This is a genomic window from Legionella donaldsonii (assembly GCF_900452385.1).
In the GTDB taxonomy this organism is placed as follows: Bacteria; Pseudomonadota; Gammaproteobacteria; order Legionellales; family Legionellaceae; genus Tatlockia; species Tatlockia donaldsonii.
Window position 1 is genome coordinate 3,090,162 of sequence record NZ_UGOA01000001.1, and the last position, 22,517, is coordinate 3,112,678.

Below are 22,517 nucleotides of genomic sequence, written 5' to 3' on the forward strand. Positions count from 1 at the left end.
CGGTAGGTTGGGTCGCGCCCCACCTTCAAGTAAAAAACTACGCAACGGTGTTTAGAGGGAGATAGTTATGAAAAAAAATGAAGATAACAAAAATGAAGGGATTGGAATTGCGACCATTGTTTTTATTATTATTTTAGCTGTTATTGGGTTTTATCTTCTTTATTCTTATCACCGCCCGGCAGATAGCATCCCTTTGGAGTCACCCTCTCCAGTCTCTGAGAATACCAAGCAATGATATCCCGGAAGTAAATTTCAAAGGGTTATATGGGTTTATTCGCCGACCTTTTTAGGTTGGGTCGCGACCCAACCTACGGACTGGCGTGCAGAATGAACACACAAACTGAGTTTTCAAAAGAAGTGCTAAGGTTAATTAAAGCAATACCTCGCGGGAAGGTTGTAACCTACGGCGATATTGCCAGGCTGGCAGGGCGTCCACGAGGGGCACGTGGGGTCGGATGGCTTCTTCATTCCTGTACTCTAAGTCATCATCTTCCCTGGCAACGCGTGCTAAAATCCGGAGGAGTCCTTTCTTTCCCCACCGGAAGCCCCCACTTTTTACTGCAGAAAGAACTGTTAGAAAAAGAAGGTATTGCCGTTATCAATGGTTATGTTGATTTAAAAAAATATTCTTGGGACGGTGAACCTTGAAGTGGCTCACGCAACCAAGTTATATCAGTGTAGGTTGGGTCGTGACCCAACATTTGAATATTCCAACCTAACCAATTAATCGCAAATCATTGTAAATATCATAAAGTAGGGTTATAAGCCTTTTTATAAAGGAATAGACTAAAATCCAATCTCATGCACTATAGAAGAATAGCAATCCCAGGCGCTACCTATTTTTTTACCGTGAATTTATTAAATAGAAAAAGTGATTTATTAATTAAACAAATTAATAAGTTGAGAGATTCTTTTAAAAAGGTGTTAAATAGCTATCCGTTTGAAATAGATGGCGTAGTCATTCTCCCAGATCATTTTCACATCATGATGACATTGCCCGCTGAAGATAAAAATTATTCATTACGTATAAGGTTAATTAAGGGATATTTTTCTCAACAAATTGTTGCCAGGGAATTCATTAGTCCTGTACGAAAGAAGAAAAACGAAAGGGGAATTTGGCAGCGACGATTTTGGGAGCATTTAATCCGTGATGAAAAAGATTATGAGCATCATCTCAACTACATGCACTATAACCCGGTTAAGCATGGCTATGTAAAAAGGCCGTCCGACTGGCCCTATTCAAGCATTCATCGCGCAATCAGATTAGGAAATTTGCCTGAGAATTGGGCTTATACAGATGCTCGTAGTGAGGGATTATACGGGGAATGAATTTTTTGTTGGGTCGCGACCCAACCTACGACCACACTCAGAAATTTTTGTCAGAACCCAACCTACGACTAACCACACTCAGAAGTTTTTGTCAGAGCCCAACCTGCTGATTTGTTTATTATTTTTTACAAAAGGATAGAGCCTCGATTAAACCTGGACTGGCTCGCACAACCCAATGTAGGTTGGGTCGTGACCCAACCTGGGGATATCATTTGAGACGGATTGCTTACTTTTACTTGCGTTTTGGTAGTGCCACATATAACGAGCCGGAGTGATTTAGTGCATTAGCTTCCAGGCCAGCCTGATCCCCTTCGCCTTTATAGACGTCAACATGAGCGCCTACAATAGCCCCGCCTGCGTCTTGGGCTATACACCATGAAGTCGATTTTTTGCTGTTATAAATAAAATTCATTCCGATAGGGATTACCCGGTGATCGGTTGCGCAGGATACATGGGGCGTTAGAGTAATCTTTTCTGAACCGTAAGGCCCGCCATCTTCTTTAGCAAAAAATACATAGCTTTGATCGCGATTTCGCAAGTCGGCCGCTTTATGGCGGTTACGCGGGTCATCGAGATACTGACGAATCAACTGTTCTGATGCAGCGCTTCCTTTAATTTTTTTAGATACGTTACAACGTAACTTTTCTTCATCGTGGCATTTAGGATCTTTAGCACAACGTTCAATCGTATCAAGGTTGCCGCCGCAGGTTGGATCTTGTGCGCATTGGACGATGCGGCCCAGCATGGTGCGTGGTCTGCCGTTAGCAGCCTCGTAATTGATATGGAATAATTGGCCATCAATGCTTAATGAACCGGAGCCTTCAACCATTAAAAAAGCGGGATCATTGGGATCTTCAACATAAGCGATTATATAGTTTGGATTTAAAGCCCCCTCTTCAATTTCCTTGCGATCGGGGACTACCGAGTAGGTGCCATTAGGATTTTTCATACAAAATCCACGCTCTATTTTGGTAAGCGGGTCTACGCCACAAAGAGGGGCTTTCAAATTAAATTTTTTGCGTTCCAAAGGGGCGCTGACTACACCCGGGTTCCTATAGAGCGGGTATAAAAATGATCCACCGCGTTTGGCGCTGGCCTTCACAGCAGCGGGCGCGTAATAGGCAGTAAATTGAAACTCTCCCTTTTTAAATCCCGCATGATTTTCAGGCCAGCCATCGCTTTTATACCAATCAAATTCGGTTTTAATACGGGTTAAATAGTTTTTAAAATCACCATGAGCAGCTTTTGCAAGAGCAAGCATTTTTTTGTTGGTATTAAGACACCATTCCTGGCGTTTGAATTGACGGCCAGCAATCATTACTGTCTGAAATTCACCACGCTTTTTAGCACAGTTTTCAATCTGATTATTTAATGCCGTAATCACTTCATTCATATTGCCGACAGGGTTATTTAAGGGCAACTCAGAGGCTGAAATTTTGTGGAATTTAAAGCGCAATACACCGGGCTCCTTGGCGGCCATCTTCTGCTTTGTGGTAAAGTCTGCCAATCGTCTAACATCTAAACAACGCTGAATGGGATCAACAGGCAAGGCTGCCTGAGTGACCATGCTAAAAGTGATTAGTACAATTATTAAAGCTGATTGAAACATCGGTATCCTTTAGCCTAACAAGGTTGGACTCTCGTCTAACCATGGATTTGAATTGGTAATAAGAATAATTATATAGGCTATTGACCCGCTATCAAAAGCTGCAAAGTAAAAGATGTTTTCAGGGCGTTATTGAATAAAGGCTGGATAACAGCACTTGCCCCGAACTGGTTACTTAAAAATGAACGAAGCGACGCGTGCGGTAGGGATGCCATCGATGACTTCCTCCCGGATGAGCTCTTTCGCCTGAGCGTTATCAAAAACCTCCTTGAGATCCATAATTTTCCCAGCGGGAATATGTTCATGGTGCAGAAGTTCGAGAAGCTCATCGCTCTGTAATTTCGCTGTTTGTTCACTAATGAGTGAAGCCAGCTTTTGCCGGTTTTTTACTCTGTTTTGATTATTCCTGAACTCATTTTTTTCCGGCAGGTCTTTTAGGCCCAGGATAGTGCATAGTTTTGCAAAATGCTGATTAGAACCTATCGCAAAGACTATCTGAGCGCCATCAGCGGTACGGAACACTTCGCCATAGGGTGCGATATTGGGATGTATTGATCCGATACGTTGGGGTACCTGTCCAGTCATTAAGTAATTCGATGCCTGATTAACAAGGCTGCTAATGGCAGCATCGTAAAGGGAGACCGAGACCACCTTGCCTTCCCCGCTTTTTTCCCGGTTATAAAGCGCAAGAAGGATGGCTTCTTTCAGATGGTGGGCTGCGAGTACATCGATGAGCGCAACTGGCATTTTAACGGGACCACTCTCATGGGTGCCATTCATGGACATAAAACCGCTTTCACCTTGAAGCACCAAATCGTAAGCGACGCGGTCGTTTTCCTCGCCGTAACCGTTTATTTTTCCAATGATCAAACGGGGGTTGATACTGAGAAGAGACTCCTCCTGTAGTCGAAGCTTTACATCATCCCCCTTCTTAAAATTCATGATTAAAATATCAGCGTCTGAAATCAGGTTAAGAAAACGGCCGTGGTCTTCATCTTTCTTAAGATCTAAAAATTGGTATTCCTTCCTAAAATTAACACTTGCAAAATAGGCTGAAATCTCAGAGTCAGGGTCTTCCTCTGGAAGTTTCCACGTTCTGGTAACGTCCTTATGGAGAGGATGCTCAATTTTAATCACTGTGGCACCCAACTCAGCAAAAAAAGTAGCTACTGATGGACCTGCGAGGACGGAACTGAGGTCAATTACTTTTAAGCCCTTTAACATAGATTCCTTTTTCCAATTGTCAGTCAACAGGAGGGGATCTATCTTGAATAAAAGATATCTCCAGCTTTTCTTACTCTAATCATGGCCTTCCAAAAAATCCATCTTAATCCTAATTAATGCTTTATTTAAGCTAAATTTAGAGACATTTAAACAGGGATTAAAAGTGATATTAGCCTGGATAACAGAAATGGTTTTTAGCGTTGCTCAATTGACTGAACGCCTTCAGCCAGTCAAGGATAACTGGCCTGCCCCGTAATTCGCCAGGCAATTTACGGGGGATAGCTCCTCAGAAATTTTTAAAGCATTAAATACTCATTTGGCTGCCACGATCAGGGAGCAGATCTTTATGGCTATCCATAAATTGATGGATAGCATTATCAATGACCTGTTCCATATAGGGAATTACTCGCTCAGGTTTTGATATGGAGAGCAAGAAATCTTTTAATTCTTTATATTGATGATGAGGAGAGCGTTGCATGTGCGCCAGGAATTCGCGCTCAATTTTCTCTTTGGCAGGCTCCGGAAGATCGACTATATCCGCTAAATAATCTTGTATTTGTTGCTTCGCCATGAGGTGAAAATGCTTCTCTAATATCTCATCAGCCTTGCTGGCAAAAAAGGAATTTACCCGCTCTACCATAAAACCATCGAGATTTTGCGCTTCAAATTCTTCGGAGGTATAACACTGTTTTAAGTATTCCGTTAAAGGCCCTCTTAGAATGGAACCGAAATTGGAAAACTGCTTGGTGTAGTCGCTTTTCTCAATATAATCACTTATTTTGGGATAAACTTCTGTGGTAAATAAGCCATAATTTGTAGCAGAAGGACGATCAAAATAATTACCAATTTTTTTACCAATTTGTATGGCTATATCCACTTCGCTGAGGTTCAGCATGTATTTTGCCTGGTCAGCATTAAGTTTTTTGACAAATTTATTGATGACAAAATTGAAAATTGTTTTTTGCTCACTTGCCTCTAAAGAAGCAGCTTTAGGGTTTTTCTGCAGGTTCTGAATGACCAATAGACATAATTTATATTCGCTGGAGCCTTTATCGTAGCCCAGCTTATGCAATTCATTGACTAAATTATGGGTATTCTTATATAGAATATCCCTACTTCCTTCCATTCCAGCCATTAACTCCTTGATTAATTGATCATCTTCTTCGGAGGCATGCATTTCTTGAAGGGTTGATTTTGGTGCAGTAGATTCTGGTCCTACTCCCTCAAAGCGAACTACTTGAACCGACTTCAAATCTTTCTTGAGCTCATCCACTGATTTGTTGGTATTCGTCATTGCCTGAATCACAGCACTAACCGATTCTTGTGCGCCAAGCTCAAGTCGTTTAAATAGAAGGTTCAATTCTGTTTGCAGCGCGCCGATGTTAGTAAATCCCATTTGTTTGGCCAAAGCGTCTGCCGCCACGGCCAATTGTGATGTTTGCATCAGCGATACCATAGCCATCATTACAGCCAATTGTTGATTTTTAAATTGCGCTTCTCCCAGTAAGACTGAAAATTTTTCTTTAAACGCTTTTGGAAGGCTCGCATTTTGAAATAGAGAGAACGTTTTTTGAGTTGGACTGGTTTCTAAAAATGTTCTGGCAATTTCCACGTAATGATGCCATTTTCGAGGAATTGCTACCGGATCGTTAAAATAAATTCTTGAAAAGGCCTCTCTTTCCTTCTCGTTAAAGCTGTCATCAATGGAGGCCGTTACGAGTTTATTTCGAAAGCGTTGTACAAATGACGCATAACCCTGATTCGAGTGTTTGTATGTATCGATATCCCGCGATCTTGGGATTCCCAGTGAGCCTTTGTAGGCATAAACCTCGTCTCTATGTATTTTGCTTGTTGCTTCCCGATGTTTGTTGATAGCGGCTTCATGCTGTAAAAAATCATCCTGCTTAAGCAGGTTTACCAGGTCATCTCTTTGATAATGTTTATACATTAAGATATCTTCAAGATAAACGATAAATCCCTGCAGCCGTCCTTTAGCCGTATTATAAAAACGATCTGCTTTATAATGTTGCACATTTCCGTCTGGTGAACACTGCTCTAATAACTGTTCCAACAGCATTTGTGTATTAAATGCTGTCACTAAATCCTCCCCTTGCAGATTATCTGCCAAAAGAAGTTCATGCATGGTTGCCAATGCCAATTGCTCGGACGAAAGTTTGCCATATTTTTTAATGAGTGCGTCTTGATAGGTAAGAAACGTTTTAATATCACCACCACGAAGGCGTTCAATATATTGGTCTAATAGGCCCGGCATTGTTATCTCCTGCAAATCAATTAGTCACGCCACGCGCACTAAACATATTTAATATTCATACTGACTTATTATAGAACAGCGCTTATGGAGGGGGTATGGGTAAAATTACCCATTTTTGCTAATTGAAATCGAATGAATAAAATATAATCATATAGATAGACAAAACCACGAATCACTAATGAAGCGACCATTATTTCGGATAGTGGTCGATACGGTCTCTTGCTAATGACGAGGTGCTGTTGATTCTGCATTGATAATAACAATCACAAAGAGTAAATTCTCTCGCTAGGCCTCCTCTTTATTCCTATGAAACAAATAATAAAGCCCGGGCAAAACCAATAAGGTTAAAAAGGTAGAGGAAATAATGCCTCCAATAACCACCGTTGCTAAAGGCCTTTGTACTTCTGATCCTGTCCCCGTCGCGAGTGCCATAGGCACAAATCCTAATGAGGCCACTAATGCAGTCATTAATACCGGGCGCAATCGTGCAACCGATCCTTGAAATATAGCTTCGCGCAAAGGAAGGTGCTGCTCACGTAATTTATTGATAAAGCTGATCATGACTAAACCATTTAATACAGCAACCCCTGATAAGGCAATAAAACCAACGCCTGCAGAAATTGAGAGTGGGATACCTCGCATCCACAAGAAAAACACGCCACCCGTTAACGCCAGAGGAATACCACTAAAGACTAATAACGCATCTTTTGCACTGTGGAAACTCATGAACAATAATAAAAAAATAATGCTTAATCCTACGTTTCGCACCAAGATAAACGATTTTTATAATTATTCTGTTCAATAGCCAGGCAGGAGAAGCCTGTGCCACGCGCAGATTCTGCGGCAAGTCCATAGATTTCAAGAGCATACTGACCAAAATAAGAAATGATTTGTTGATGTACTGGTTTTAGATTAGTTACCACACGATGTTTTTGATCGTTTGTCAGGATGGTTACAACAGCTATCACGTTCATCAGCTCAGCAATCCATTTCATTGTGGGATTTTGTACTGGCTTACCCAGCTGATTGGGAAGTGCTTCATCATGCTCCTTTAAGCATTGCCTGATGTGAGCTTGAGCAAAATTGTACACCATGAGACAAAGCGTCATTACCATCATCAAGGCTGTAATTCGCTCAGGTGTTTTAAGGAAGAAAGAGTCCAGTTCGAAGGCATTGTTTTTCATGAATTTAAAGCTTGATTCGACACAGGATTGCTCTTTATATTGTTGAAGCATGGCATGATTATTCAATAGCGAGCTATCACATTGATTACTGGCCAAAATAAAGCGTCCCAGTGTTTCTTTTTTAGCACCCACCCTCTCCAGACAGGTAGAAAGACAGGCTTGTATTTGATATCCAATCACCATTTTTTGAGCTCCAGGTTTTGGGCGACCTTTCCCTGTATGGCGTTCAACAGGTAGAATCTCATAATGAATTTGGTGGTATTTGAGTGATTTGATGAGCGGTTTTAATGCCTGCTTTGCATCGTCAGGACATTGAAAGACCTGGTGACCAAGATGCCATAAGGATTTAATGAGCTCTTGAGATTTTTTATCCAAATGCCTCTGAAAAGTCTTTAGCTCTCGCAACCTCGCCTGTTGCGACTCAATCAAAACCCAGCGTTGTGGAATACCATAAAGAACCGTTTCATGAACACTTCCACGATAGTTTGCATCAAACGGCTCCCAGGTCAGAGCATCACAAGGCTTGTTCAACAATACTTTGGCTTCATTAAGCTGTGCAGGTACTCGGGTTATCCAAAACACGTTATTGAGGCTTGCCAACTGCTCTGGAACATAAAAGGCGGCATCAACCACAAAACAAAGGCCATCAGGCATCCCATGAATACTTTGTGTAAACGCTTGCACCCTCCTAACCGTCTCTTGGAAACTTGTTTTATCACTACTATTCCCATCTAAGGCCTCCATCCATAAGGGGATATTCGCAGCTCCTCCTTGTACTAGTGACAGCATCACTTGCTTTAGATCAGAGCGATTCGCTTTGGAATATCCGTAGTCTGGTTGCGCAATCCCGGGCGCGGCCTCTTCTGTGTCATAGCGGCCGTAAAGAACAAAGCTTGTACTGTCTAAATGCAGTCTCTGGCTTAGTAAATTTTTTTCTCGGGCAATCTCAAAAGCCAATTCCGAATAAAGCCTGGTCACACCGTATTCTGCGATTTTATCCAGGCAGCGACCAAGACTGTCATCATTCAGGTGTGCCGCGTCTAGTTCTGAACCAAGCAGTTGAGCCACAGGCTTATCTTGGAAAAAATGCGGCGTCATATACAACCGGCTATTCATAAAACCCAACCCATTGATAACCATCGCCGCTACTCGACGACCATAGCTTACCACGCCTCCTTTTTTTTCATTTAACTCAAGGCGTGCATCAATTCTCTCTATTATCCCTAATTCTCTAATCGTTGCTGCAACAAGTCCTAAATGCCCCAATTGCTCTGAACTTACTGTATCTCGATTCAGCATCCTTCTCTCCAATAGGTCTTTGGGAGACAAGGGTACCTGATTCTTCTCTTGTGGGCTGTGATCTTTTTCTTATATCGGCTTGATCTTTTTCTCAATTTAACTAATGCGATAATTCCTTGGGGATAATTCTAATTTTAGCTTTTTCATGCTGCGGAATGTCCGCTGACGTCAGGAGGAAAGGAAATACTCTGTCAATTTAGAGTTAGTATTATATTTTATTGACACAAGTGAATCAACCTCTTAAACTTCAACCTGACACTTATTCGTTTTTATGGTTAATATCATGTCAGGTAAGAGAATTGGTTACATTCGAGTCAGTAGCTTTGAGCAGAATCCAGAACGACAACTCGAAGGAATCACACTTAACAAAAAATTTATAGATAAAGCCTCCGGAAAAAATACTGCACGTCCACAACTTGAAGCCATGCTCGATTATGCGCGTGATGGCGATACCATCATTATACACAGCATGGATCGGTTGGCGCGCAATTTAGATGATCTACGTAAACTAGTAACACAATTGACTTCCCAACAAATTAGAGTTGAATTTGTGAAAGAAAATTTAACATTCACAGGCGAAGATTCGCCAATGTCAACGTTGTTGTTATCTGTCATGGGCGCATTCGCTGAGTTTGAACGCTCATTAATTAAAGAGCGTCAAATGGAAGGGATCGTTCTTGCTAAGAAGCGTGGCGCTTATAAAGGCCGGAAGGCTGCTTTATCTCAGGAACAAATTGACGAAATAAAAAAACGTGTGACTCAAGGAGATAAGAAAAGTCATATCGCACGTGATTTTAGTATTAGCCGCGAAACGTTATACCAATATTTAAGAAAATAAGGCTGATTTATTAATGAAACAACAGCCCAGACTTTCTGAAGATGAAATTATTCGCGATTGGTCTTTAAGCACTGACGATTCGATCTTCATTAAAAAATTTAGGAAACAATACCAATTATGGGGATTTCTGCAGGTTTGTGCCTTGAGATTATTTGGCCAGCTTCTGGATAATCCCAACACGCTTGATACTCGTATTATTGGACATGCTTGTAAATTATTGGGGTTAGACATTGTTGGTACCGTTAATTTGCCAATGCGTGATGCCACAAGAACTGACTACAAGAAATCAATTTTCTCGCATTTAAATTTCAGGCCATTCAATGATGCCAAAGCTATTTTTTATGATTGGCTGCAACAGAAAATGCAGACAGGAATGCTGATCCCAGAAAAACTAATTTCAGAAGCCGAAGTCTTTTTGATCGTCAACCAAGTTGCTTTGCCAACGCTGTATTATTTGAAGCGTGAAATCAATTCTTTTTGCTCAAAGCATCAAGAAAAAATATTTTCTGGAATTTATCAGCAGCTATCTGAAGCATTGATTGACATGATTGATGACATGCTTGAAATTATCCCTGACGAAGACATCACGTGGTTTCAAAAATTTAAGGAATATCCTGGTTCTAGTAGCATTTCGGTGTTGCAAGACTATTTCGAACGCTATCAAAAAGTTGAAAAAATAGACTTGTCGTTGGTCGATACCGGCACTGTAGATTCTGATCTTGCTAGATATTTTTATCAACTTGCCAAGCACTATGATGCTTATCAGATAAAACGCTTTAAACCATCAAAGCGTTACGCTTTAATGGTACTATTTTTGGCAGAATCAAAAAAAGTCCTTATGGATTACCTTATTCAATTACATGATCAATATATTTCCAATATATGCCGTGAATGCCGAAATGCACATCTGAAAACTTTGAAGCTTTATAAGAATAAAAATGAACGCGCTATTGATAAGATCGAGCGCTTTATCGACTTTATTTTGGCTCAAGAAGATGATCACAGTTTATCGGTTAGTGATCTTTATTCACATTCAACCGAAAAGTCTGATCTACAGCAGGCTAGAAATGATATGCACGAATACCAGGTGCTGAGCCGTTTTGGTTATGCCAAGCTAATTCAAAACCGTTATAGCAGCATGCGCCGCTATTTTGCTGATTTTATTCAATTGCCATTTCTGATTGAAAAAGGCGGTCAGTCATTAGAGCAATCAATTGAACTGGTACGCAAACTCGATAAACAAGAAATTGCTAAGATACCCAGTGATATGGACACTAAATTCATGGATGGGCAATTAACTATTGCCATGCGAGATAAGAATGGGGAAATTAAACGCAATCTTTGGGAAATGGGACTTGCCGTTGCGATTAAAGATGGTTTTCGATCTGGCGATTTATACGTTGAGCGCAGTAACAAATATGCCTCTTTTTGGAACTTGATATATCAAGATTGTGAGTGGCAGCGAGAAAAAGAAAATAGCTATCAAGCGCTAGAGATTATGCAAGATGCAGAGCATGCAGTAGGCAAAATTATTGCGAATTTCCATAGTTCAGCTGCGATTGCTGCCAATCGCTTTAAAAGCGATGATTTTGCTGACATTAAAAACGGCAAGCTATTGCTGAAAAGAAAAGACAAAATCGATATTCCCGATGATGCAGAACGCTTACAGGCACTGATAAATTCATATATGCCGAAAATAAAAATAGAGCAACTATTAATTGAAGTTGATCACATAACAGGATTTACCAAACACTTTACCCCGATTCATGGACAAAAGGGGAGACCACAAAATTTTTATAAAACCTTAATTGCCAGCATTTTGGCACAAGCAACTAATATTGGCCTTGTAACTATGGAGAATTGCACACCAGATATCACTGCAAAAATGATGCGTTATGTTACCGATACCTGCATTCGGGAAGAAACTATCAAATCTGCTAATGCAGAATTGGTGAATCAACATACGCAACTAGACTTAAGCCAAAACTATGGGGATGGAAAAATGTCATCTTCAGATGGGCAACGCTTTATTATTACTGCAAGCAGCCTGCTGTCGTCATACTACCCAAGATACGCGGGCTACTACGATAAAATGATTGGCGTATACACGCACACATCAAACCAACTATCAGTACTTAATACGCAAGCTATTTCATGCGCACCACGCGAATCGCTTTATGTCATTGATGGCTTGTTAGATAACAACACCATTCTCGCAATTAAAGAACACACCACGGATACAGAAGGCTTTACTGAGCACGTGTTTGCACTGTGCTATTTACTTGGTATTCGGTTTATGCCGAGAATTAAAGATCTAAAATCTCAGCAACTTTATCGCATTGATAAAGAAATTGCTTACGGTGAATTGGACTCTCTGCTAACTAAAACCGCATCTATTGAAGTGGTGATAGAACAGTTTGACCAAATGGTACGAGTGGCAGCCTCTTTGAAAAAGAAGCTCAGTCCTGCTCATGAAATTATTAGGCGGTTATCGAAAGGCTCTCCATCTGACAAGCTATCAAAAGCATTTACACAATTAGGCCGAATACTTAAAACAGAGTATATTTTACAATACATTACTGACAAGGACATTCGAGATAAAGTTCAACGCCAATTAAACAAAGGAGAACATCGCCATCAATTAGCGCGCTGTATTTTTTTTGCAAACCAAGGAAAATTTCAAGTTGGTGACTACGAAGAAATCATGAATAAAGCAAGCTGCTTAAGCCTAGTATCGAATGCTGTATTATATTGGAATACGATGAAAATGACAGAAATTATTACCCAACTTAAAAACAACGGCGAAGTTATAAGCGATAATACACTAACTCATATATCACTTTTACCACATAAGCATTTGATTACGATGGGTACTTATTTTACCGATGCAGCTATTGATCAATCGGAAATAGAGGATGTGGGAGAATTTACGGTTTTAGAGCAAATTTAGATGTCAAACCGTAAATTCTGACACGGATGGGGTCGCTACCCCATCCTATACCACCGCCAAGCTTTCAGAACGGGATGCAGCATTTCTGCATAAGGATTTGCTCACGCAAGCGATGAGTTTTGCACTTGGCAAAGTAGAAATTAAAGATATTGAACGAGCAATTGAAGAACATTCAGAGGCGGGTGCGCTTATTCATGCTAATACTTATTGGATTTCAAAAGAAGCTCTGGCACTTGAGAATCGCATTCTTGAAAATAATCGAAATGAACAAAATACCGTTGTACCTATTTCTGATAGTGAACGTCTTCTCTCATTACCTTCAACATTAACCCAGGGTCAGAAAGATGCAATTAGTCTTGCATTGACTTCCTCAGATCGCTTTGTTTCAGTACAAGGTCTCGCAGGGGTTGGAAAAACGACCATGATGCGTCAACTTCAAGAGTTTGCTAAAGAAAAAGATTATGCGGTCGTTGGACTGGCACCAATGCATACGTCAAAAGATGAAATGATTGCTAATGGCATAGAGGCAATGACTATTGCTAAGTTTCTGACAGAGAGCGCTCAATTTAGAGAAAATACCCTTTTTATTATCGATGAAGCATCAATGATTGGGAACAGGGATTATGCGGCCATCCAGGAAAAAATTATAAGCTTTAAGGCCAAAGCATTATTTGCAGGGGATATCACTCAGTTACAATCCCCAGCCAGCGGCATACCTCACGAGTTAACTATAAAAACAGGCTCTCAAAAAGTAGCAAAAATGACAGAAATTGTGCGTCAAAAAGACAGTCCAATCCTTAAAAAAGCTGTAATCCATGCATCAAATCGCGAAATAGAAGATTCTTTTTCAACATTATCTACTATGAATCCTGAACAATTTGTTAAAAGACAATCTGTCAGTGATCCTGCCATGAAAACTTCAGTGATTACTATTAATTGTATGGACAAAAAAATTAATAAAAATGATTACAATCGTATTTATCAGGCTGTTGCAACAGATTATTTAACCCGTATTCCTGAGCATCAAGAACAAACTTTAGTTATTGCTCACGCCCATGAAGACCGAAAACTTATAAATGAGTTAATTCGTAAGGGGCTGCAAGAACAGGGCAGGGTAGCCAAAGACGATACACAATGTAAAAGATTACCTGCAAAATCGATGACGAAAGCGGAACTGATGCACGCTAAAAACTATTCACGAGGCGATGTAGTCCGTTTTGATGCGAGTTATTCTGTAGCACGAAAAGGAGACTATTTTTCTGTAGAAGGAATAAGCCCGGATAGCAATCATTTACATTGCACCTCAGCCACTGGTGAGAAATACGTCATTAATCCTGCAGCACTTGCATTAAAAGCCCGTATGTCAGTGTACACCGTAGAAGAGGCAGCAATTGCGATAGGAGATAAAATTAGATTGCGTTTGACAGACAAAGCGCGAGGCCATATCGCTAATAAAGAATATACCATAGAACGAATTGAGGCAGGTCGGGCGCATTTGCAAAGTAGTGATAAAACCAATGAATTAGAGTTGCAATTGAATGATAAAAAAGATGCCCATTGGGATTATGCTTACAGCCGAACAGCCTTTGGTGCGCAATCAGCGACAGAAACCTTTGTAATCGCCTTGGAGCTTGCGAAACGTAAAATAGCCACCACTCATCGTTCGCATGAAATTGATATCACAAGACCACGCCAACAGGTGACTATATATACTGAAAATGCAACCCAGTTAGAAGAACGACTTGCAGAGCTGAAAGGGGATAAAGTATCAGCATATCAAATAAAAACAGGGGGAAATCCCTTTTATAATGTAACAGAATCAAATATAACTTCAGGCGAAAAAAAAGGTGATGCACCAGAAAAATACTCACCTGAACCCAGTAAAGTCAAAAGTAATTCAACATTAAGTAGTAAGGAAATTAATGTGCTATTGACCCAAAAGATAGAATCATTATGTGAGCATTTATTTGGAGAATCAAATCGAATGTCCACACCCAATAATTTACGGTATGGAGCCAAGGGAAGTTTAAGTATTAATACCAATAACGGGTTATGGAATAACTTTGAAACAGGGGAGAAAGGAAACGCGTTACAACTTATCTCCACACAAATGGGTCATACTGATTTCAAAGACACGATGGACTATGCAAGAGAATTTTTAAATCATCCTGATTCCTGGATAGTAGCTACCCGCGTAAATGATCTCAAAAAAACAGAGAGCGCTAATTTTAAAGATGCTCCAAATAAAAAGAAATATGCTGAAAAATTAGTAAATCAAAGTGTGGACATTAAAGGCACTCTTGCGGAACGTTATTTAAAAGAGTTCCGTAAATTAACTGATTTTCAAGACGCGGATTTACGTTTTCTACCAAAAATAAACACGTGGTACGGTGAAAGAAAGGCTGCTGTACCAGCTCTTTTGTGCATTGGGAAAAATTCGAAGGGTGAGATCAATCATGTCCAGGTAATAAGACTGGATCCTGTCACTGGGGATAAAGATCACGCATCAAATGTGGTAAAACAAATTTATGGTAGTGTGAACAGTTGTCCCATTGAATTAAATAAAAAATCTACTGGCTCCGTTACCTATTTAACCGAAGGGGCTGAAACAGGATTAAGTCTTTTACAAGCGGATCCACAGGCAAATGTAAAAGCATTGCTGAGTAAAAGTAACTTTTTAAATGTTGATCCTTCGAGACTGACTGACAAAATAGTTTTTTGTTTGGATAATGATGGCAAAGAAACATTTAAAGATCTGATTATAACAAAAGCGGTAATTCGTCTTAAAGAAATGGGAAAAGATGTAAGCATTATAATGCCTGCAAAAATGAATAATGATTTCGATGATATGCTACAAAAAGAAGGTGCATCTGCAGTAAAAAGTCATATGGAAAACCCGAACGATGCCTATACATTTCTTGATAAAGAAATTAAGAAGGCAAAGGAACTTATACCAGGAAACAATGAATATATAAAAAAATACAATGAAAATTATGCCTTAATTAAAAAAATTACATCTATTGAAAATGGTCAAATTGCAAGTTTAAAAATGATAGAAAATAATGAAAGAAATCATTTAAAAAATTTAGGAACACTTCATAAAGAATATAAATCAGTTCATAGTGAAACTATGAATGATCGGTTCATTGTTCCTAAAATTAAAGATCAAAAAATCATGGAAAGAGAGTTGTAACCAAACGAAAAATAAACCGTATTTCTTAAAATAATTCTTTTCCATGAAGAAAAGCATGTGCCATATTTTCAGAAACCTGAAACGCAGCGAGTGCATCATAAGCTTTAAATAGTGAACGCTCTTTATCAAAGACATGTCCCAGAATTTCTTTTTGCAGATAACTATTTTTAATGGCATGATTTAATAATTCGACTAACAAAGGATCTGAGTCTTTTTCTCCATTTTTTTCAAGACTGGCAAGATGCACCCTGATGCCTAAATCTAAAAGTTTTAGCGCGGCAATGTCAAATTCAACACCATCCTTTTGGGCAATTGTATTAATCTCACTTGCTGTATTTTTTCCAATGTCTAGGGTAATTTCCATAGTGTCTTATCCTTGTTAACAGGTAGTGTTTTCAGGCCAATATCATTCATCGAAAATCGAACTAAATCGTAATTTATATTTTGTAAATCACCACATGTTTTGTTGATGTAATCTAACGTTTGCGCACGGCTACGCGTTATTTTTTCTTCTGGAATACCATCACTTAATAAAACGGTTTGTAATCGAGTAAGATACATTAGATGAGGAATTGCCACATGGATCTGTTCTATCATTTTTTTTATATCATCGTTTACGGCATTGTGATTTGAATTAATGTCGATACGATTTAAATGACACCAACGAACCAATTCATTCAAAGCTTTTCCTAATGATAATTCATCAGATCCTCCTTTACGCATTTTGTTTTCAGAGGCAATACCTGTTAGATAATCCAATTCTTTAGGTGATAATCGGGTTGAAACTACTGTCATTATTTATCCTATATGATGTTTTAATTAACTACATGTATGTTTACTATTGTTTTCCGAGTATACCAATGTATACAATATGTTTTCTATTGTAAACAAATTTAATTTTTGTTTACACAAAACGTTATTAACCAATGATATCAAGGTGTTTTGCATTGAACATTGTTTACTATTGTAAACAAAAGGTATTCCCATAAAAAAAGATAAATTTAAAATTAGAAAAACAAAAACAGGGTTATTTGCAATAAATTCTATATATATCAATGAGTTATTGTTTTGTACTTAAGCAATTTATACTGCGTGGTGTGTGGGGCGAACTATTAATTTAGGATTACCGTTGGCTACTGCTCATATTTTTATTTTGTTTTTCTGTTGGCTGATTTATTTTATTAACGCGGTTAATTGCGTGTTTGTGATTCATTACTCTTTATTTATTAGTACTCGAATGACGATGTTTTTTTAAATGGGTAGCGGTATAATGGATAGGATGTATTACACAAGACTTAGAGTCACAGAACCACAAAACACTCTATATTATTTTGAGATAGATTAAAAGCTCTAAAGTAATCTGTCTGGGCGTGGACATAATTTTTCATGGGTGGCACCACTTATTTCATAGCAAATATGCCGGCATGTAGATAAGGTCGGATCATTGTTATAACTGTGTAAAACGAATGTGATATAAAAAATGATTACAAAGGAATAATTGAATTGACGAATGTATTCATGGATAAAACTCTTGAAAAAATATATCAGTCCATAGCGAATCATATTCACAAAGCTAGGGCAAACATTCTAAAATCTGTTAATCAAGAACAGGTGATTGCTTATTGGAATGTTGGTAAAAATATTGTCGAACAGGAGCAATTAGGCGAGAGTAGAGCTGGCTATGGGAAAGCACTACTAGAAAACTTGTCTCAGCGTCTTAACCAAGAGTTTGGAAAAGGATTTGGAGTAACAAATCTCAAATACATGCGTCAATTTTATTTAACATATCAGGATCGAATTCGTCACAAGCCTTGTGGCGAATCTACTGTACCTGAATTTAGCCCTAATCTCAGTTGGTCCCATTACCGTATCCTAATGCGTGAAACAAGGTTGGAGTCACGTAACTTTTATGAGGTTGAAGCAGCCAATAATTATTGGTCAGTACCACAACTTCAAAGACAAATGGACTCTTTTCTCTTTGATCGATTGTCGGCAAGTAAAGATGAGCAGTCAGTGCTGGCGTTAACTAACAAAGGGCATGTTATTGAAAAAGCTGAGGACTCATTAAAAGACCCTGTAATATTAGAGTTTCTCGGTTACAAAGAACATCATACCTATACAGAGACGGATCTTGAGTCAGCTATTATTAATCACTTGCAAGAATTCCTGCTTGAAATGGGGAAGGGTTTTGCTTTTATTGGAAGACAAAAGAGGATAACAATAGAAGGTGACCACTTTTATCCCGACTTAATTTTTTACCATGCTATTTTGAAAAGCTATGTAATAATAGATTTAAAAATCAATAAACTAACACATGGTGATGTTGGTCAAATGCAAATGTATGTGAATTATTATGATCGAGACATTAAACAAAATGATGATAATCCTACAATAGGCTTGCTTCTTTGCGCAGAAAAAAATGATGCTGTAGTGAAGTACACATTGCCCGAAAACAACAAACAAATATTTTCTCGAAAGTACCAACTTCATTTACCAACAATTGAACAATTAAAAGAGGAAGTCAAAAGGGAGTACCAAGAAGCTAAAATGTTACTTGAAAAAGAAAAGGAACCAAAAGACCCATAATGGTAATTTGCTCGATCAAACCCCAGTTAGTATTTTTTAGTATCTATGCGTGATTTTTCCGGACGGTGCTCCCAGCCCTGCTGGGGTTGCATGGGCAGATAATTGACGTCGATTTTATGACTATTGCGGAAAGTGTTTTTATTTATTTAGGTACTCCCTTTTTGCAGGTTTGCTAAGCCGCTTTTTCTTAATGAAATATAAAGGAAAAGTTTGGTATGAAAACATTTTTCTTCCAAAAATTGCCCCTATTACATTGATTGCACTTTTACTTAGGGGTTCTAGACGCAAACCCCAATAATGGTCTCTTAAAAAAACCGGTCCCAGATATCAAGAGTTCAGCTGGGAATAAACGGGTCTATTCATCCAGACCCTAAATGGACTTCATTCATTCCCGTATCTCCATCTCCTGCATCTACGATTTATTTTGCATTGTGATTGTCGGTTGCATGCTCATTGGACTTTGAAAATAACCTTGTTGCCAATACTTTATTCCATAATAAACAGTGCAAAGCGTGGAAGTCATGGAGAATAGGATAACAAGCAAACCAAGAATTGTTGCAAGACCTACTCCCTTTTGTTGCTTTGCCCAAACCCATAACGCAGTTCCCGCAGACAAAGCGATTAACCCCAGTGAAAATGCGGTGTGAAATTGAAACAAGATAACCTCCTTTGTTATACGATAGTTAAACAACTTTATGCGGATGTTACCTCCGCCTGTTGTTTAATTTAATCCCGAATATTATAGCCGCCATCCACATAGATGATTTGGCCAGTAATGTATTGGGCTTTATTGGATACAAGAAAAGCAGTTGCTTCACCAATCGCATCGATGGTCACCAACTGATGCAGTGGTGCTTCCTTGGCTGATTTTTCCATCAGCTGATCAAAATCAGCCAATCCCGATGCCGCACGTGTATGGATCGGCCCTGGGGAAATAGCGTTGACTCTAATCCTTTTACTGCCCAGTTCCATGGCGAGATAACGCACGGTTGTTTCTAATGCGGCCTTGACCGGGCCCATCAAGTTATAATTTTGTACCACTTTTTCTGCGCCATAATAACTCATGGTTATTAGACTTCCCCCGTCTTTCATTAAGGGTTCAGCAGCCTTTGCCAATCGAATGAACGAATGACAAGAAATATCCATAGCAATCCTAAAACCATCGCGCGAGCAATCCACCACACGACCTTGCAAATCAGCTTTGGGCGCAAAGGCAATGGCGTGAATGATAAAATCCAGTCGTCCCCAATGAATTTTGATGCGTTCAAACACGGCCTCCAATTGGGTATCATCGGTGACATCCAGCGGCATAAAGAGTGGACAAGCGATGCACTTAACCCATGGCTGCACATACTGCTTCGTTTTCTCATTTTGATAAGTGATGGCAAGCTCGCTACCAGCTTCATGCAACACTTTGGCACATCCCCAGGCAATGGAATGCTCATTAGCCACCCCGACAATCAGTCCTTTTAAATGAGTCATTTGTTGTTCTCCTTATTGCTTTCGAGAATAGACAACGTATGCATGGCCATTACTCGTTCCTCATTGGCTGGGATAACGCACGATTCAAATGGCTTTAAAAATGCAAGTTGGCCCAGAATCTTATCACGTATAAGACTTGAGTTTTCACCGATTCCGCCGGTAAACACCATTCCATCGACACCGCCTAATGCAACCGCCATCATGCCCATTAGTTGCGCTGTTTTCATACAAAAATAATCGAGTGCAAATCGTGCTTTGGGTTCATTACTGTCTTGCAAAAGACGAACATCATACGTCCAGTCAGATAATCCCTTAAGACCTGATTCATGATAAAGAATGGATTCGGCCGCCTCTGGAGATAGACCAAGCTCACGAATCATATAAATCACGGCACCTGGATCGAGATTCCCACAACGTGTACCCATCGGTAAGCCATCAAGAGCCGTCATGCCCATGGTTGTGTCAATGCTGATGCCGTTGTTCATGGCACATAAACTGGCACCATTGCCCAAGTGCGCTGCAATTATCCGTCCTTTTGCCAATGTTGGTTCATTCTGACGTAAAGCATGGGCTATCCATTCATAAGAAAGGCCATGAAAACCATAACGGCGAATACCTTGGTCGCGCATTGTTTGCGGTAAGGCATACTCTGTAAACAAAGGTTCATGATTGGCATGAAAGGCTGTATCAAAACAGGCTATCTGCATTAAATCTGGGTTGAGTGAGCTGATAATCTTAATTGCCGCAAGATTATGCGATTGATGCAAGGGTGCTAAAGGACATAACTTCCATAGCTGGGCCATCACTTCCGGATTTACTCGCACACTGGTTTTGAAATGCTCTCCTCCATGGACGATTCGATGAGCCACTGTACTAACCTGCCAGTTTTGGTTTTGAGTTTCAATCCAGCGCAGAATAAAATGCAAAGCATTTTCATGAGTAGAGTCAGCAGGAAGCTCTGTTTTATCAACGTGCTGACCTTGAGAAGCTCGCGTTTCATCTGTTGCTGTAAATAAAGGGGTACTGCCTAAATTATTGACTTTGCCTCGAGCCAGAAGTTTCAACATTGGCTCTATAGAGAAGACCTGAAACTTGACACTGGAAGAACCTGTGTTAATCACAAGAATGCCGCCCTTTGTCTCATGTATCATTTAATCTTCCCAGTCTTGCGTGCCGCTGCCATTTTGACTGCCAAGGCACAAGATAAGAGTCGGGTGCGCAACGAATCGGCCCGGCTAACCAGAATAATTGGCACGCGCGCGCCTAAAACAATCCCAGCAGCATCGGCATGTCCTAAAAAAGTCAGTTGCTTGGCTAGAATGTTGCCCGACTCAATTTCAGGGACGAGCAAAATATCAGCATCCCCCGCAACTGGTGATACAATACCCTTATCATCTGCCGCTTGCTTGCTGATGGCATTATCAAAGGCCAGAGGTCCATCAAGAATGCCATCGGTGATTTGGCCGCGATCGGCCATTTTACACAAGGTTGCTGCATCGACCGTCGCCTGCATTTTGGGATTAACCAACTCGATGGCCGCAAGAATGGCTACTTTTGGCTTTATATCCTCGCCGAACAAAATGCGCCAAAGATTGATCGCATTTTGACAGATATCCGCTTTCTCAGTGGTGCTCGGTGCAATATTGATCGCAGCATCTGTGATAATGAGTGGTTTGTGATAAGAGGGCACGTCCATAACATAGGCATGACTGATACGGTATTTGGTGCGTAAATTGGATGTGGCAGGTACAATTGCTGCTAGCAATTCATGGGTACTGAGGGAGCCTTTCATGATGGCATCGACTTTTTCTGTCGTCGCTAACTCAACGGCTTTGCTAGCTGCGGCGTCACTATGTTCCGTATCGATAATTTCCCATTGCGAAATATCAATGTCTGCTTCATGTACCGCCGCCTTAATCTTTGTCACCGGGCCAATTAAAATTGGAATAATGAGCTCAGCTTTCACAGAATCAGCTACGGCTTCCAGCACATTAGCCTTTACCGGATGAACAATAGCCGTGCGGATAGCGCCCATGCACTGGCAAGATTGAATGATGGCCTGAAAACGGTCATGGTTATGAATTTCAATGTGTGGCAAGTTAGCTCTTGGCACTCGTATTTTTTTAGTCGGTGCAAGAACCGTGGCTAATCCTTCAATGACGATTTCGCCACGCTGATTCACACCCTTGCAGTCAAAAGTTACGATGGGTTTATCAGGGCGTTTATCTTGCACGATGAGCGTGATGGTGATGTTGTCACCAATGCGTACTGGTTTCTTAAATTTAATATCCTGCTCGAGATAAATCGTCCCCGGTCCTGGCAAGATAGTCCCAAGCAGAGCGGAAATCAGCGAGCCCGACCACATGCCATGACCAACAATGCCATGAAAGATATCGCTTTTGGCGAACTCGGGATCCATGTGAGCTGGGTTCACATCACCGGACATGGCGGCAAAAAGCGCAATATCCTCTTTTGTCAGTGTCTTGTTGAGACTGGCCTGCCGACCGATGGTTAACTCATCAAAGGTGACATTCTCCAGGAATTCCTTCTTCAT

General features: G+C 40.1%; 17 protein-coding genes and 1 pseudogene. 7 read left to right on the top strand and 11 right to left on the bottom strand.

Translation table 11 applies throughout. The features are described from left to right. Positions 1-67 precede the first annotated feature (67 nt). The 3 genes from DYC89_RS16550 to DYC89_RS13995 all read left to right on the top strand — a co-directional run bounded on the left by DYC89_RS16550 (position 68) and on the right by DYC89_RS13995 (position 1,329). Positions 68-235: a hypothetical protein gene (locus DYC89_RS16550; RefSeq protein ID WP_181879411.1), complete on the top strand. Its 168-nt coding sequence runs from the start codon at positions 68-70 to the stop codon at positions 233-235. Positions 236-327: 92 nt separating this feature from the next. Continuing rightward, on the top strand, positions 328-648 hold the full coding sequence (locus tag DYC89_RS13990; protein WP_115222345.1) for an MGMT family protein: 321 nt from the start codon (positions 328-330) through the stop codon (positions 646-648). A 153-nt stretch (positions 649-801) separates the two neighbouring features. Continuing rightward, positions 802-1,329: an REP-associated tyrosine transposase gene (locus tag DYC89_RS13995; RefSeq protein WP_115222346.1), complete on the top strand. Its 528-nt coding sequence runs from the start codon at positions 802-804 to the stop codon at positions 1,327-1,329. 232 nt (positions 1,330-1,561) lie between these two features. Here DYC89_RS13995 and DYC89_RS14000 read toward each other — a convergent pair whose 3' ends face one another. The 5 genes and pseudogenes from DYC89_RS14000 to DYC89_RS14020 all read right to left on the bottom strand — a co-directional run bounded on the left by DYC89_RS14000 (position 1,562) and on the right by DYC89_RS14020 (position 8,914). Next, on the bottom strand, positions 1,562-2,938 hold the full coding sequence (locus DYC89_RS14000; RefSeq protein ID WP_115222347.1) for an MltA domain-containing protein: 1,377 nt from the start codon (positions 2,936-2,938) through the stop codon (positions 1,562-1,564). A gap of 168 nt (positions 2,939-3,106) precedes the next feature. After that, positions 3,107-4,159 carry a CaiB/BaiF CoA transferase family protein gene (locus DYC89_RS14005; protein WP_115222348.1) on the bottom strand — a complete coding sequence of 351 codons (1,053 nt, stop codon included), beginning with the start codon at positions 4,157-4,159 and terminating at the stop codon, positions 3,107-3,109. Positions 4,160-4,463: 304 nt separating this feature from the next. Continuing rightward, a complete protein-coding gene (locus tag DYC89_RS14010) occupies positions 4,464-6,431 on the bottom strand; it encodes a hypothetical protein (protein ID WP_115222349.1) in 1,968 nt (655 codons plus the stop codon). 285 nt (positions 6,432-6,716) lie between these two features. Next, positions 6,717-7,175 (bottom strand): annotated as a pseudogene (locus tag DYC89_RS14015) (efflux RND transporter permease subunit); the annotation flags it as partial. A gap of 11 nt (positions 7,176-7,186) precedes the next feature. Further along, positions 7,187-8,914, bottom strand: a complete 1,728-nt coding sequence (locus tag DYC89_RS14020; RefSeq protein WP_115220201.1) for an IS1634 family transposase — start codon at positions 8,912-8,914, stop codon at positions 7,187-7,189. A gap of 283 nt (positions 8,915-9,197) precedes the next feature. Here DYC89_RS14020 and DYC89_RS14025 point away from each other — a divergent pair, with 283 nt between their 5' ends. The 3 genes from DYC89_RS14025 (at position 9,198) to DYC89_RS14035 (ending at position 15,895) form a co-directional block, all read left to right on the top strand. Further along, positions 9,198-9,752 carry a recombinase family protein gene (locus DYC89_RS14025; RefSeq protein ID WP_115222350.1) on the top strand — a complete coding sequence of 185 codons (555 nt, stop codon included), beginning with the start codon at positions 9,198-9,200 and terminating at the stop codon, positions 9,750-9,752. A gap of 13 nt (positions 9,753-9,765) precedes the next feature. Further along, a complete protein-coding gene (locus tag DYC89_RS14030) occupies positions 9,766-12,702 on the top strand; it encodes a Tn3 family transposase (protein ID WP_115222351.1) in 2,937 nt (978 codons plus the stop codon). 112 nt (positions 12,703-12,814) lie between these two features. Beyond that, positions 12,815-15,895 carry an AAA family ATPase gene (locus DYC89_RS14035; RefSeq protein ID WP_115222352.1) on the top strand — a complete coding sequence of 1,027 codons (3,081 nt, stop codon included), beginning with the start codon at positions 12,815-12,817 and terminating at the stop codon, positions 15,893-15,895. A gap of 25 nt (positions 15,896-15,920) precedes the next feature. Here the strand turns inward: DYC89_RS14035 and DYC89_RS14040 are convergent, their stop codons facing one another. Together DYC89_RS14040 and DYC89_RS14045 are read right to left on the bottom strand one after the other, a co-directional pair. Further along, positions 15,921-16,259: a hypothetical protein gene (locus DYC89_RS14040; RefSeq protein WP_115222353.1), complete on the bottom strand. Its 339-nt coding sequence runs from the start codon at positions 16,257-16,259 to the stop codon at positions 15,921-15,923. Beyond that, a complete protein-coding gene (locus tag DYC89_RS14045) occupies positions 16,244-16,690 on the bottom strand; it encodes a hypothetical protein (protein WP_058393315.1) in 447 nt (148 codons plus the stop codon). The genes DYC89_RS14040 and DYC89_RS14045 overlap by 16 nt, the downstream gene beginning before the upstream one ends. A 723-nt stretch (positions 16,691-17,413) precedes the next feature. On the opposite strand from DYC89_RS14045, the gene DYC89_RS14050 reads away from it, so the two are divergent. Beyond that, a complete protein-coding gene (locus DYC89_RS14050; RefSeq protein ID WP_115222354.1) occupies positions 17,414-18,481 on the top strand; it encodes a PDDEXK nuclease domain-containing protein in 1,068 nt (355 codons plus the stop codon). Positions 18,482-18,893: 412 nt separating this feature from the next. Here DYC89_RS14050 and DYC89_RS14060 read toward each other — a convergent pair whose 3' ends face one another. The 4 genes from DYC89_RS14060 to DYC89_RS14075 all read right to left on the bottom strand — a co-directional run bounded on the left by DYC89_RS14060 (position 18,894) and on the right by DYC89_RS14075 (position 22,517). Beyond that, on the bottom strand, positions 18,894-19,139 hold the full coding sequence (locus DYC89_RS14060) for a hypothetical protein (protein WP_058479335.1): 246 nt from the start codon (positions 19,137-19,139) through the stop codon (positions 18,894-18,896). A gap of 68 nt (positions 19,140-19,207) precedes the next feature. Next, on the bottom strand, positions 19,208-19,963 hold the full coding sequence (gene fabI, locus DYC89_RS14065) for an enoyl-ACP reductase FabI (RefSeq protein WP_115222355.1): 756 nt from the start codon (positions 19,961-19,963) through the stop codon (positions 19,208-19,210). After that, complete coding sequence (locus DYC89_RS14070) at positions 19,960-21,114, bottom strand: acetate/propionate family kinase (protein ID WP_115222356.1); 1,155 nt, start codon at positions 21,112-21,114, stop codon at positions 19,960-19,962. The genes fabI and DYC89_RS14070 overlap by 4 nt, the downstream gene beginning before the upstream one ends. Continuing rightward, positions 21,111-22,517 (bottom strand): bifunctional enoyl-CoA hydratase/phosphate acetyltransferase, encoded by a 1,407-nt coding sequence (locus tag DYC89_RS14075; RefSeq protein ID WP_115222357.1) that lies wholly within the window; start codon positions 22,515-22,517, stop codon positions 21,111-21,113. The genes DYC89_RS14070 and DYC89_RS14075 overlap by 4 nt, the downstream gene beginning before the upstream one ends.